Genomic DNA, 12,976 nt, shown 5'->3' with positions numbered 1-12,976 from the left:
CCGGATTTATCAGGCACTTGCTCAGTTCCGGTGTGTTAAAGCATCATATGTGCACATATGGATTTTGTTTCCGCCCGGTGTGCCATTCCGTTTCTTATGCCTTTAACTAATTTTAAAAAATATTAACTTTAAGAAAATGCAACAGAGTTATCTTCGTCCAGCTACAGCGCCTAAATCCTCTGTCAGAACAAATCCGTCAAAAAAGTCAAACCCGGACTTTTCTGCCGGATTCTTATCTGCCTATCGGATCTGACCAAGGCGCTTCCGCTTTTGTTTCTGTGATATAATTTTTTGTATATTCAGAGGAGTTGAGCAGATGATTAAGGAAAAATATGCGATTATTGACATTGGCTCCAACACAATGAGACTGGTTATTTATCAGCGCGATAAAAGCCGGAGACTCAAAGAAATTGAAAATGTAAAGATTTCGGCGAGGCTGAGGAATTATTTAACAGATGAGTCCATCTTAAACGACGAAGGAATCACCGTTTTAGTTTCATCTCTGCTCAGTTTTCAGGAAGTAACGAGGCATCATGACCTTAAAGATGTGAAGTGTGCAGCTACGGCGACCGTCAGACAGGCTGTCAATAAGGACGACGTACTGGGAATAGTCAAAGAAAAAACAGATTTTACAATCCGCATTCTCTCCGAATATGAAGAGGCTTATTACGGTTTCCTTGCAGCCGTAAATTCCACTCAGATCAGGAGCGGAATTACAATTGACATCGGCGGGGGGAGTACCGAGATTACCTACTTTGAAAACCGGAAGCTCATAAATTATCACAGCTTTCCTTTCGGTGCTCTATCTTTAAAAAAAGAGTTTGTAAAAGGGGAGAAACCGACAAAGACGGAATTGCACGACCTAAGGATTTACCTTGAAGAAAACTTCAAAACACTGCCTTGGCTTATCAATAAACGTCTGCCGGTTGTCGGTATTGGGGGAAGTGCCCGGAATATTGTTCAAATCCATCAGGCCATGCAGGAATATCCGCTTGCCGGCGTCCACTTATATGAAATGTCGGCAAACGATCTCCTGGATGTTCAGCGATTTCTCTCCCCTATGTCCATGCATGAGCTGCAAAGAACGGAGGGTCTGTCAAAAGACAGGGCTGATATTATTCTTCCGGCAGCGCAGGTTTTTGTCACTCTGAGCGACATTACGGCCTCAGACCGGTTTATCTTGAGCCGAAAGGGCCTGAGGGACGGGGTATTTTATGAAGAGCTTACTAGAGGCACAGGAACAGCCATTTTTCCGAGTGTCATTGAAGAAAGCTTTCACGAATTGCTGAGTGATTATGACATTGACCTTGATCACGTGCAGCATGTCACAAAAATTGCCCTTGAGCTGTATTCCGGTTTAGCTGCTGCGGGGAAAATTTCTTATACAGAAGAAGATATCCGCCTGATCAGGAAAGGATCATTTGTTTATAATCTCGGACAGTACATTGATTCCGAATCAAGCAGCCAGCATACTTTTTACCTGATCGCCAACCGCACGATAGACGGTCTTTCCCATAGAGACAGACTGAAGCTTGCCCTGATCGCCTCCTTTAAAAGCAAGTCTGCCTACAAACAATATTCAGCTCCTTTCAAACACTGGTTTTCAAAGGTGGAGCAGCACAACATTATGCTGCTTGGGGCGATTATAAAATTTGCCTACAGTCTGAATGCGACAAAAAGAAATGTTGTCCGTTCAGTCAGCCTGCAGGATGATATCGACCGTACAGTGTGCACGATTTATTGTGAAGGCAATTTTATGCCAGAGGAGTACCAGGCAGAAAAACAAAAAAAGAATCTTGAAAAATTGCTGAAGAAAAACATTCAATTGAAGTTTCAGCAATAGATTAGTAAAGGAAAAAAGAAGAGGAGATGCTCTTCTTTTTTCTGCAGCATTTACATAAACCACATATAATCTTTACACATCATTTACATTCCTCTTAAACTCAAGTGCTATCATTACAAATGAATCCAAATGACTAATTCAAAAGGGTGACTTTTTTATGAGCACATTACACACCGATGAGGCAAAACTTGGCAGCCCTCACTATTACAATAACCGGGAGCTCAGCTGGCTTGCTTTTAACAAAAGAGTGCTCGAAGAGGCGATTGACAGCAGAAATCCTCTTCTGGAACGATTGAAGTTCCTTGCGATTTTCAGCTCAAACCTTGATGAGTTTTTTATGGTCAGGGTTGCGGGTCTAAAGGACCAGGTGAAAGCGGGATTCGGCAAGCCTGAGAACAAAGCAGGACTTACCCCGAAACAGCAGCTTAAGCAAATATCAGCACTGAATCATAAACTTGTAGATCTCCAGGCAGGCACCTATAATGATGTGATTCTCCCTGCATTAAAGGAAGAAGGAATCTTATTCTTAAGCTTAGACAGCCTGCACATGGATCAGCTTGATCTCATTGAAAAACACTTTGACGAGCACATATTTCCCGTTCTCACCCCAATGGCTGTTGATGCATACAGGCCATTTCCAATGCTTCTGAATAAAAGCCTCAATCTTGTCGTTAAGCTTGAAGATCACTCTGAAACAGAAGAATTCAGGGCAAAAACAGCCATTGTGCAGGTTCCGGCTGTGCTCGACCGGTTTATTTCCATCCCTTCAGGCGAAAATGACTGCGCATATGTGCTTTTGGAGGATGTGATTACACGCCATATACATAAGCTGTTCCACGGCTATCAAGTTTTGTCAGTCACTCCTTTCCGCATAACCCGAAACGCTGATATGACGATACATGAAGAAGGAGCTAGAGACCTTCTGAAGGAAATTGAAAAAGAATTGAAGAAAAGAAAATGGGGTGCAGCCGTCCGGCTTGAAGTAAGAAAAAACGGCTTTGATTCGCACGTTTTGGATTATCTGCTTGAAGAACTTGAGATCCACAGCGGCGATGTTTATGAAATTGACGGGCCGCTTGATTTTACTTTTCTGTTTGGTTTTTATAAAGAACTGAGTTCTAAATTTGAACATCTTACGTTTGAAACGTTTATTCCCCAGCCTCCGAAAGATCTTCTTGCTGATGATGATGTTTTTGAGACAGCTGCCGCGCAGGATCTGTTTTTGCACCACCCCTATGAATCATTCGAACCTGTGATTGATTTTGTCAGAGACGCAGCGGCAGACCCCGATGTATTAGCCATCAAGCAGACACTATACAGGGTAAGCGGAGGATCGCCCGTCATTGAAGCGCTGAAAAAAGCGGCTGAAAATGGCAAGCAGGTAACCGTCCTTGTTGAACTTAAAGCAAGGTTTGATGAAGAAAACAATGTTCAGTGGGCAAAGGAACTGGAAAAAGCGGGATGTCATGTTATTTACGGCATGACCTACTTAAAAACCCACAGCAAAATCACGCTTGTTGTCAGAAGGAAAAACAGCCTGATTGAACGGTTTGTTCATCTGGGGACCGGAAATTACAACGATCAGACAGCGAAAATTTATACGGACATGAGTCTAATCACTTCTGACTACCATTTTGGAATAGATGCTACGAACTTCTTTAATTATTTAAGCGGTTATACAGAAAAACCGGAATTTCATCATCTGTCTGTCGCACCATTTGATATCCGGACGGATTTTTTAAAGCTTGTTGATCAGGAAATCGATTATCATCGTCATTTCGGAAACGGCAGAATTATTGCGAAGATGAATTCGCTGACAGATAAGGCGATTATTATGAAGCTTTATGAGGCCTCTATTGCAGGAGTGAAGATTGACTTGATTGTGCGGGGCACGTGCTGCCTTAGACCGGGAATTGAAGGAGTCAGTGAAAAAATCCGGGTAAGAAGCATTGTCGGAAGATTCCTTGAGCACAGCCGGATTTACTCTTTTCATCACAACGGCGAAAAGAAAATGTTTTTATCCTCTGCTGACATGATGACCAGAAATATGGAAAAAAGGGTTGAAATTCTATTTCCTGTGTTTGATGGTAAAATAAAATCCAGAATCTTCTCTATGCTTGATATTATGCTGGCTGATAACGTAAAAGCAAGAGAACAGGATGCGTCGGGTGACTATCACTATGTAACAAGGCTGCCTGATGAAGAGGAGATTGACAGCCAGGCAATATTGCGGAAATTATCCTACAGAGTTTCTGAGGATGAGGAATAATCAGAAGAGTGCCTTTCAGGTGCTCTTTTTTGCCGTGAAGAAAATGGTACCCTCAATTTCACACAAGGAATCATAGTACAGGCACCGCAGGATATGATACTATGAAAAAAGACTTATTAAAAACGGTGCAGTGATAGAATAAGACCATGTTAAGAATGAGGGTATCATGAATAAATTAAAGAAAGCCATTACAGAAGATTTCAGTTCAGAAGAGAACATTGAAAAAATAGAATCGATTATTTTTGCTATTATTCTTGAACATATAAAAGACCTTGTTTTTCTGATGAAGGTTGATGAGGGCCAGCTGCGGTATGTATTTGTGAATGACGAAGGAGTGAGGCATGCGGGTCTTCCAGATGATTACGGGGGCATGGCGCTTTCGGATGTGATGGATAAAAACGTCTCCCTTCACCTCACGGAAATGTACAGGACCGTCATTGAGTTAAAAGAACCTTATTCCTTTCAGGATCAAGTGCAGTTATTGGATGGGTCCGGCATGTTTGGCGAATCGATGCTTACGCCTATTTTAAACGATAGAGGAGACGTCATCTATATTATTTCAGTCACAAGGGATATTTCTGATCGAATGCTTGAAAGGCAAAAGCTTATTGAGAGCGAGCAGAGATACAGGTCCCTGTTCGATCACACGAATGACAGCATCCTCTCACTCGATCTGAACGGCACCATCCTGTCGGCGAATCCCGCTGCAATTAATCTTTTTAAAAAAGTAACGATTTCAATTACAGGGAAGTCCATATTCAAACTGTTTGAAAAGAACGCAGCTGAAACTGAAAAGCTGTTAACGGAAGCCTCTGAAGGAAGAACGTTTGAGACAGACGTCAAGCTGACAGTGAAAAGCAAGGAATGGAACCTTCACCTGAAAACATTTCCGATTGTCTTAAATGGAAGCGTTCAGGGCATCTATCTGTTTGCTAAAGACGTTTCTGAGCAAAAGAGGCACGAGGCCCTGATCAGTCATATGGCTTTTCATGATGCTCTTACCGGTCTTTTGAACCGGACGGCCCTTGAAAAACATCTTAAGGAATGTTTCAGCAGCGATGCGGGCTCTGTTCATGCGCTCATGTATATAGACCTTGACAGATTTAAATGGCTGAATGATACGGCAGGTCACGCAGCAGGAGATCTGCTCCTGCAAAAAGTAAGCGCTCGCCTGCAGTCAATTGAAGCACCGTCCTTCAGTGTCTACAGACACGGAGGGGACGAATTTATTCTGTTATTCAAAAATACAAATCAAAAGGAAGCAGTAACTTACGCTAAGCAAATCCTTGATTTGTTTGCCGACCCTTATTATCTCAATGAACTTGTCTATTTTGTCAGTCCGAGCATCGGAATCAGCCTGTACCCTGAGCATGGACTAAGCGGGGAAGAACTGATTGCGGGGGCCGATCTTGCCCTATATGATGCCAAGCATCAGGGAAGGGGACAATTTCAAGTATTCCATGCCGGGCTCAATCACCGGTCAAAAAGGCTGCTTGCTATGGATTCAGGCCTCAGGCAGGCGATTGAAAACGATGAACTTCACCTTGTGTATCAGCCTCAGATTAACCTTGAAACGGGCGCGACAGAGGGTTTTGAAGTTCTTGTCCGATGGGAAAGCGTGGTGCTTGGAAACGTTTCTCCTGCCGAATTCATTCCTGCTGCAGAAGAATCAGGACTAATGATTCCCATTGGAGAATGGATTATGGAAGAAGCGTTCAGGCAGCTGGCAGAGTGGAGGTTTGAAGGATTCGGGGACCAATGCATTTCCATCAACCTGTCTTCCAAACAATTTCAGCAGCGCAACCTTCCTGAAATGATTCGGTCGCTGCTTCAGACCTATCAGATTATGCCCCGGCAAATTACACTCGAAGTGACTGAAAGCGCGCTTCATCATCAAAAAGAAGCTTCACTTGCTTTGAAGAAGCTTAAAGAAATTGGTGTGAGGATCGCGATTGATGATTTTGGGAGCGGATTAACTTCGCTGCAAAGCCTTAAAACGTATCCTGTGGACCTTTTAAAAATCGACCCTGCATTTATTAAAGGCGAAATTAGTGATGGCAAAGACGGAGCTGTGATTGCTTCAATCGTTCACTTTGCTCAAAGCCTTTCTCTTGAAGTTCTTGCAGAAGGAATTGAGACTGAGAATCAGGCGGAGTGGCTGCTCTCGCTGAATTGCAACAGGGGCCAGGGGTTTTATTTTTCAGGCCCGCTTTTGCCGTCAGAAATAACGTCCGGGTTCAGCTGCAGCACCAAAAAAGCACCTTAATTCAGGTGCTTTTTTCGTTTGTTTTTAAAGTGAAAACAGTGATTTCAGGAACGGAAAGAAATCGGAAAGGAAGCCTCGTTGTACCAAGCCCCCTGTTCACATACAGGGTCAGCCCATCCTCTTCATACATGCCTTCTGTATAGACAGAAGCAAAGGGAGGAGTTACAAGCGGGCCATACAGGGGCAGCTGGACCTGGCCGCCGTGGCTGTGGCCTGAAAGCTGCCAGTCTGCAGGGTGCTTTTTCGTTTCCAGTGCGGCATCCGGCTCATGTGCGAGAAGGAGAGTGAAATGCCTGCTGTCTGCTCCGGCAAGTGCCTGCTGATAATCAGGTTTTCCAAGCATCAAATCGTCGATCCCGGCCAAATAGATGAATGAACCATCCAGCAATGCAATCTTTTTGCCGCTGTTTTTCAGCAGAGAAAATCCGGACTCATCCATTATGGCCTTATAAACGTCTGTGCCGTATCCCCCATGGTCGTGATTTCCGTATATGGAGTATTTTCCGAGCGGTGCTTTTAATTTTTTCAGTTCAGGGGCGATCTTATGCAAATATTCATATTGATTCGGTTTATCGACAAGATCACCTGTAAATAAAATAATATCGGGGGAAAGCTGGTTTATTTTACTGACAACTTTGACAAGCTGGTCAATTGAATAATCATGACCCAGATGGGTATCGCTGAACTGAATCATTTTAAGGCCATCAAAGGCCGGAGGGATTTTGGCGTTTTTCATAGTTATCTGAGTCACTTTTATCAATTTCGGCTCAATATATCTTGCATAAGCATAGCCGAAAAAAAGAGCAAGAAGCATCCCGGCAGCTGCTGATAAAAAAAGTTTGAGAAAACTCCTTCTTGAATGGGTGTGTTCCAGACCGCCGCCCCCTTTTTTTAAAAACTGCCCCTACTACTTTTAGAAAGACGGCCCGTTTTCCTCTTTTTCAGATAATTATTTTAATTATTTGAAAACTATGGTAAAATATGAATGGTCATTCATTTTGGGGGTGTTTTTGTTGAAGGATAAAGTAATTATTGTAACAGGCGGTTCCAGCGGGATGGGAAAAGCAATGGCGGCAAAGTTTGCTGCACAAGGCGCGAACGTTGTTATTACCGGAAGATCACTTGAAAATTTAGAAGCAGCCAAAGAAGAAATGACAGGTCTTGAAGGGACAATCACTCCTTTTCAGATGGATGTGAGGGTGCCTGAAATGTCGGAAGAACTGATCCGCAAAACGGATGAAGCATTCGGACGAATTGACGGACTTGTCAATAATGCTGCGGGGAATTTCATTTGTCCTGCTGAACAGCTTTCTGTTAATGGATGGAACTCCGTTATCAATATTGTCTTGAACGGAACGTTTTACTGCAGCAGTGCAGCAGGGAAGTACTGGATTGAAAAGCAGCAAAGAGGATCAATTCTGAATATGGTTGCTACATATGCATGGGGAGCAGGAGCGGGTGTCATTCACTCTGCTGCAGCGAAAGCAGGCGTGCTGTCCATGACAAGAACGCTTGCTGTTGAATGGGGAAGAAAATACGGCATTCGGGTAAATGCCATCGCACCTGGTCCCATTGAGAGAACTGGGGGAGCTGACAAGCTGTTTCAATCTGAGGAAGCAGCTAAAAGAACGCTGAAAAGTGTGCCGCTCGGCCGTCTTGGAACACCGGAGGAAATCGCATCCCTTGCTTCGTTCATTCTTTCTGATGAAGCCTCGTACATGAACGGGGAATGCATTACATTAGACGGGGGACAATGGCTGAATCAGCACCCGTTTTAATTACTGACGATACATTCAAAAAAGATGCTCGCTTCAGAGCATCTTTTTTCATATCTTAAGCACCATTAAACCGGCCTCCCTCTATGGTATAATCATACAAAAACAAAGAGAGAAAGCGGGGAATGGGATATGGATCCATTGGATATCATGGCTAACCTGGAGCGCGCAAAACCGTTCTGCCAGGCCATTTTCAGTGCGGATGAACAAAAGGTCATCGGGTATGAGATTGTGGGGAGAATCTACATTGATAATGAATGGAAGAGCATGGGGCCATTTTTTAGAGATGATTCCATTCCTGATGAATACAGACTCGAGGCAGATTACCACATCTTACATATGGCGCTGGATCGTTTTCTTGATCCGGCTGATGATACCCTGATTTTTATTAACAGAGATGCGAACCTGCTCATGCTCGATCACGGTGAAAGCCTTCTCGAACTATTGTTTCAATGGCAGGAAAAGGGCGGAAATCTTGATCGGATCGTGATTGAAATTACGGAACATACATTTACTGGAGATATTCGGCAGCTTACACATGTTTTTACCTATTACCGGACATACGGCATTAAAATGGCGGTTGAGAATGTAGGGAAAGCAAGCAGCAATCTGGACAGAATTGCTCTTTTGATGCCAAATATCCTGAAGATTGATCTGCAGCCTCTCAGGTTAACGTCTCCTCTGCAAACGTATCACGATGTTCTGTATTCCATATCTCTGCTTGCAAGAAAAATTGGTGCAGCCATTTTGTACAGCGAAATTGACCTTCACTTTCAATTTCAGTACGCGTGGAAAAATGGCGGCCGTTTCTTTCAGGGGGATTATCTTCAGCCGCCAAGAGAAGGGAAAATAGAACCTTACCTCCTGAAAGAGAAAATGACAGGAGAGTTTCAGGCGTTTATCAGGTACGAAAAGAAAAAACTGCAGCATTTCTATAACCTGTCTGAACAGTTTCACCAAAGAATCAGCCTTCTTTTTGCAAAAGAATCCAGGCATGCTGCCGGATCATTTGATGAATTAATAAAAAAACTTGCAGAAGAACTGAACGATTGCTGTTTCAGGATCTATGTCTGCGACGGTGACGGTTTTCAGCAAAGCTCGAACTTCCTGAAAAAAGACAATGAATGGCAAATTCAGCCTCACCATCATCATAAAAACTGGAGCTGGCGCCCTTATTTTCTTGAAAATATCATGAAGATGCAGATCAGAAAAAAAGGCTTTTTCAGTGATGTGTACAGCGACATTGAAACCGGTGAATCCATCAGAACGTTCTCCTACCCGATTGATCAGCAGCATTACCTGTTTCTCGATCTGCCCTATTCCTATCTTTATGAAAATGAGGGGCTGCTGTAATAAATTTTGTTCATTGCGCCATCCTAGAAAGAAAGAACGCTCTAAGGGGTGACAATATGGACAAATTCACACTCGCTCTGGCTATCCTGGCATTTATGATTGCAGCAGGCGGACTGCTGTATACCATTGGTGTAGGCCGGCTTGTGGACACTAGAAAGAGCGAACACGATACCCAAATGAATGAGAAAATTCAGGCCCATCCCTATATCCGCAATCCAATATTCCTGGCATGCCTGATTGCAGCAGCTTTCATTGCAATCTACATTTTTTATCTTGCTTTCACACGTACATGGTAAACAGCAGCAGTCAGCTGCTGTTTTTTGTTTGGAAAAAAGACGATTATCCTTTTCTCAATAGGGTAAGGATTAAAATAAGAGAAATTGTCAGAAAATGATGGTATTTTGTGGATTATCGTTGGATGAAAACGACACAGACTCTGATAAAATTTAAGCACAGATATTAGCGGGAGGGTAATGACATGAAACTTCTTTTAAGCACACTCGTCGCACTTATAGTATTTCTGGGTTATGGACATGTAGGCTCTGCTGAGGAACTGCTGACTGAAGAACAGTCGGTTCAGGCAGTGCAGAAGGCGTCAGAGGTACAAGCCGCCCTCACCGAAAAGGAACGGCCATTAAAGGAAATAAAGGCTATGATGGAGCCTTATTTCACGCATTCATTTATTGAAACGTATGTAAAAGAGAACGTAAAAGAAACTGAAAACGGCTATATCGTATACGGCAGCGATTTTACCCCTTACTGCATGCCTTACTTTAATTATGACGAAGAGATGACGTTCGGCGCTGAAAAGAATACGCATAAATTATTTCAGTTTTTTCCTGCAGAAGAGGAGGGGCCTGTGAGCTATGATGACCATTATGAGGCTGTCCTGTTTGTGAAGGAGAACGGCGGGTACAAAATTGATGATGTCGTCTTTTCAGAGACTGAGCCTAAAATAGAATCTCCAGAAAAGAAGAAGCCGTTTAATGTCAGTCTGATTTTCGATAAGCGGGAGGCTGTTTCATTTGGAAATGAGGACGGTTTCAGTTTTATTTGGAACCCTTATTTTCAAATGAAAACACTGCTGAGCGCTTACGCCTCTGACGTTCAGGCAAGTGCTGCAGGATATGCGGAGTGATAAGAAAGAAACCACCCTGGACATCAGACAGGTAATAAGACAAATCCCGGCCTGCATACCCTTTAGAGGGAAACACTCTTTTAAAGGGGGATTACGGGATGATAAAGCGGTTTAACCGGCTGCTGATTGAGCTGCCAAAGCCGAAGTATGCGGATCCAAATGCGGCAGCTGCCGTTCAGGAGCTGCTCGGCGGAAAATTTGGAGAGATGTCAACGCTGAATAATTATATGTTTCAGTCGTTTAATTTCAGGCAGAAGAAAAAGCTGAAGCCTTTTTATGACCTGGTCTCTAGCATAACAGCCGAGGAGTTTGGCCATGTTGAGCTCGTTTCCAATACCATCAATTTAATGCTCACCGGTTCAACGTATCCTGCGCCTCCTGATGCAACACCTATGCAGGGGGCAAAGGACAAAAGGAACAGCCAGCATTTCATTCAGACGGCACAGACTTCCTATCCATTTGACTCGATGGGAAAACCATGGACGGGAGAAAATGTATTCAACAGCGGGAATCTGGTCCTTGATCTGCTTCATAACTTTTTCCTTGAATGCGGGGCAAGGACGCATAAAATGAGAGTGTATGAGATGACGGACCACCCGGTTGCAAGAGAGATGATCGGGTACTTGCTCGTTCGGGGCGGGGTACATGTCGTTGCCTATGCAAAAGCTCTTGAAGTCATTACAGGTGTTGATGTCGGAAAAATGCTGCCGATACCTAATCTTGATAATAAAGCCTTCGCCGATGCGAAAAAATTCGAGGACATGGGCATCCATCTGAGGCTTTATACGTTCAGTGATACGGATTACAGGGACATAAATAAAATCTGGAAGGGACCGCATCCGATTGACGGCCAGCCTTTAAAAGTATTTGACGGAATGCCATCAGGAGCTCCGGTGCCGGAACTGGATGAAGTACCTGAAGAATTCGCACCGGGCATTTCTAAAGAGGATTTTGATGAAATTGCTAAAAGGCTGATGAGGTCAGCGGGAATATAAAAAGGATGTCCCAAAAATAAAACTTTGGGACATCCTTTTTGCTCGTTTAGCCAATTTCAAGCAGTTTTTCAAGCTTTTTCAAATCGAATCCAGTTACTGTTTCCCCGTCGACCGTCACTGTTGGTGTAGAAAAAGATTTTAATTTTTCTGTCATTCTCTTTCTTGCTTCAGCATCTTCTGCTACATTGAAAACCTTGTATTGTATCCCGTGATGATCTAAAAACTGCTTGACGATCTGACACGGAGGACATTCGGGCTGTGTATAAACATTTACTTCTTTCATTCCTGTCATGCTCCTTTTTTTTTCAGCTCTTTATCTTTTTGGCATATGCATCGACAAGACCCATTGCACAGACGGATAAATCAAGATCCAGTATTCTGTATACACTGTGTGATCTTGGGATGCCTTTTAAATCAAGATACGCATAAATCTCGTGCTGAAGTTCCATTTTAACACGTTCTGCTGCTTTTTCTAAAGAACGAACCCCGGTTTGACCAGCGCCTGTTTCCGCTGCCCTGATAAAGACCGGCAGCCATTCCCTGAGCGCAGCCGTAGCGGCTATTGGATTGCGGCTCACTCCGAAATGACTGAAATGGATTGCCTTTAAGTCCAGGCTGTCAAATAAATCCGCGGCTTTAAGCATCGCTTCCGGGTTGAACTGATTCGGGGAAGTGGACGGCAAATAAAATTCAAGCCCTTCAGAAAGCAGCTCCTGATAGTAAATGCCGATTGTATCCCCTGTATACATACTCATGCTTTTATGGTCTAAAATGCTGAAATGATGATTGGCATGCCCCGGTGTATCATAAAAAGTGAGTTTTGAATCCGGTCCGATCTGAATGGATTCGCCATCTGACATGGCGATAATCCGGTCTTCGGGCACAGGCACGATCGGCGAAAAAAGATCATCAAACTGTTCGCCGTACACCGTTTTTGCACCGGCAATCAGCCTGGTGGGATCGATTAAATGCCTTGCCCCTTTCGGATGCACGATAACCTTTGCATTCGGACAGCTTTCAAGAAGCAAACCGGCTCCGCCTGCATGGTCAAGGTGGACGTGGGTAACAATAATATAGGAAATATCTTCAAGCCGGACGCCAAGGTCATTCAACCCATTTTTAATATGTGGAACAGAAGGACTTGATGAAGGCTCAAAGAGTGTGATATTCTCTTCAAGTAATACATAGGAACTTGTACGACCCGTCATCCCTAAATCATGACTGTCGATGATTGCTGAACGTTCATCCATTTTGGTTACAAGCGACACGTTTTTACCCCCTTGTGATCATTGATTTCTCCCATCATACCCATTTTATGTTTGCCCGGAGACGATGTA

11 protein-coding genes are annotated in these 12,976 nt (G+C 43.6%); 8 read left to right on the top strand and 3 right to left on the bottom strand.

Going from position 1 to position 12,976, the window contains the following annotated elements; genetic code table 11:
- Positions 1-316: 316 nt before the first annotated feature.
- The 3 genes from RKD52_RS13845 to RKD52_RS13835 all read left to right on the top strand — a co-directional run bounded on the left by RKD52_RS13845 (position 317) and on the right by RKD52_RS13835 (position 6,378).
- On the top strand, positions 317-1,843 hold the full coding sequence (locus RKD52_RS13845) for a Ppx/GppA phosphatase family protein (protein WP_454100139.1): 1,527 nt from the start codon (positions 317-319) through the stop codon (positions 1,841-1,843).
- A gap of 157 nt (positions 1,844-2,000) precedes the next feature.
- Positions 2,001-4,112 carry an RNA degradosome polyphosphate kinase gene (locus tag RKD52_RS13840; protein WP_454100138.1) on the top strand — a complete coding sequence of 704 codons (2,112 nt, stop codon included), beginning with the start codon at positions 2,001-2,003 and terminating at the stop codon, positions 4,110-4,112.
- A 166-nt stretch (positions 4,113-4,278) separates the two neighbouring features.
- The gene (locus tag RKD52_RS13835) at positions 4,279-6,378 is read left to right on the top strand and encodes a sensor domain-containing protein (RefSeq protein WP_454100137.1); all 2,100 of its coding nucleotides are present in this window, start codon (positions 4,279-4,281) and stop codon (positions 6,376-6,378) included.
- 1 nt (position 6,379) lies between these two features.
- On the opposite strand, the gene RKD52_RS13830 is transcribed toward RKD52_RS13835, so the two are convergent.
- A complete protein-coding gene (locus RKD52_RS13830) occupies positions 6,380-7,192 on the bottom strand; it encodes a metallophosphoesterase (RefSeq protein WP_454100136.1) in 813 nt (270 codons plus the stop codon).
- A gap of 157 nt (positions 7,193-7,349) precedes the next feature.
- On the opposite strand from RKD52_RS13830, the gene fadH reads away from it, so the two are divergent.
- The 5 genes from fadH to RKD52_RS13805 all read left to right on the top strand — a co-directional run bounded on the left by fadH (position 7,350) and on the right by RKD52_RS13805 (position 11,639).
- Complete coding sequence (gene fadH / locus RKD52_RS13825) at positions 7,350-8,156, top strand: 2,4-dienoyl-CoA reductase (protein ID WP_454100135.1); 807 nt, start codon at positions 7,350-7,352, stop codon at positions 8,154-8,156.
- Between the two features lie 129 nt (positions 8,157-8,285).
- On the top strand, positions 8,286-9,506 hold the full coding sequence (locus RKD52_RS13820; RefSeq protein WP_454100134.1) for an EAL-associated domain-containing protein: 1,221 nt from the start codon (positions 8,286-8,288) through the stop codon (positions 9,504-9,506).
- A 56-nt stretch (positions 9,507-9,562) separates the two neighbouring features.
- The gene (locus RKD52_RS13815) at positions 9,563-9,802 is read left to right on the top strand and encodes a hypothetical protein (RefSeq protein WP_369732835.1); all 240 of its coding nucleotides are present in this window, start codon (positions 9,563-9,565) and stop codon (positions 9,800-9,802) included.
- Positions 9,803-9,984: 182 nt separating this feature from the next.
- Positions 9,985-10,644: a DUF3993 domain-containing protein gene (locus tag RKD52_RS13810; protein WP_454100133.1), complete on the top strand. Its 660-nt coding sequence runs from the start codon at positions 9,985-9,987 to the stop codon at positions 10,642-10,644.
- Positions 10,645-10,742: 98 nt separating this feature from the next.
- Complete coding sequence (locus RKD52_RS13805) at positions 10,743-11,639, top strand: manganese catalase family protein (RefSeq protein ID WP_454100132.1); 897 nt, start codon at positions 10,743-10,745, stop codon at positions 11,637-11,639.
- A gap of 46 nt (positions 11,640-11,685) precedes the next feature.
- On the opposite strand, the gene RKD52_RS13800 is transcribed toward RKD52_RS13805, so the two are convergent.
- Entirely contained in the window at positions 11,686-11,922 is a 237-nt protein-coding gene (locus tag RKD52_RS13800) for a glutaredoxin domain-containing protein (protein ID WP_454100131.1), read from the bottom strand.
- A gap of 22 nt (positions 11,923-11,944) precedes the next feature.
- The gene (locus RKD52_RS13795; protein ID WP_454100130.1) at positions 11,945-12,907 is read right to left on the bottom strand and encodes an MBL fold metallo-hydrolase; all 963 of its coding nucleotides are present in this window, start codon (positions 12,905-12,907) and stop codon (positions 11,945-11,947) included.
- Between the last annotated feature and the right edge of the window lie 69 nt (positions 12,908-12,976).

The organism is Metabacillus sp. SLBN-84 (assembly GCF_053629595.1).
The sequence above is the reverse complement of the archived record's forward strand: the minus strand, read 5'-3'. Positions and strand labels throughout refer to the sequence as shown.

What these genes read in the sequence shown, in the direction of transcription:
- RKD52_RS13845 (WP_454100139.1), top strand. Translation starts at nt 317, where the DNA reads ATGATTAAGGAAAAATATGCGATTATTGACATTGGCTCCAACACAATG.
- RKD52_RS13840 (WP_454100138.1), top strand. Translation starts at nt 2,001, where the DNA reads ATGAGCACATTACACACCGATGAGGCAAAACTTGGCAGCCCTCACTAT.
- RKD52_RS13835 (WP_454100137.1), top strand. Translation starts at nt 4,279, where the DNA reads ATGAATAAATTAAAGAAAGCCATTACAGAAGATTTCAGTTCAGAAGAG.
- RKD52_RS13830 (WP_454100136.1), bottom strand. Translation starts at nt 7,192, where the DNA reads ATGCTTCTTGCTCTTTTTTTCGGCTATGCTTATGCAAGATATATTGAG.
- fadH (WP_454100135.1), top strand. Translation starts at nt 7,350, where the DNA reads ATGGTAAAATATGAATGGTCATTCATTTTGGGGGTGTTTTTGTTGAAG.
- RKD52_RS13820 (WP_454100134.1), top strand. Translation starts at nt 8,286, where the DNA reads ATGGATCCATTGGATATCATGGCTAACCTGGAGCGCGCAAAACCGTTC.
- RKD52_RS13815 (WP_369732835.1), top strand. Translation starts at nt 9,563, where the DNA reads ATGGACAAATTCACACTCGCTCTGGCTATCCTGGCATTTATGATTGCA.
- RKD52_RS13810 (WP_454100133.1), top strand. Translation starts at nt 9,985, where the DNA reads ATGAAACTTCTTTTAAGCACACTCGTCGCACTTATAGTATTTCTGGGT.
- RKD52_RS13805 (WP_454100132.1), top strand. Translation starts at nt 10,743, where the DNA reads ATGATAAAGCGGTTTAACCGGCTGCTGATTGAGCTGCCAAAGCCGAAG.
- RKD52_RS13800 (WP_454100131.1), bottom strand. Translation starts at nt 11,922, where the DNA reads ATGAAAGAAGTAAATGTTTATACACAGCCCGAATGTCCTCCGTGTCAG.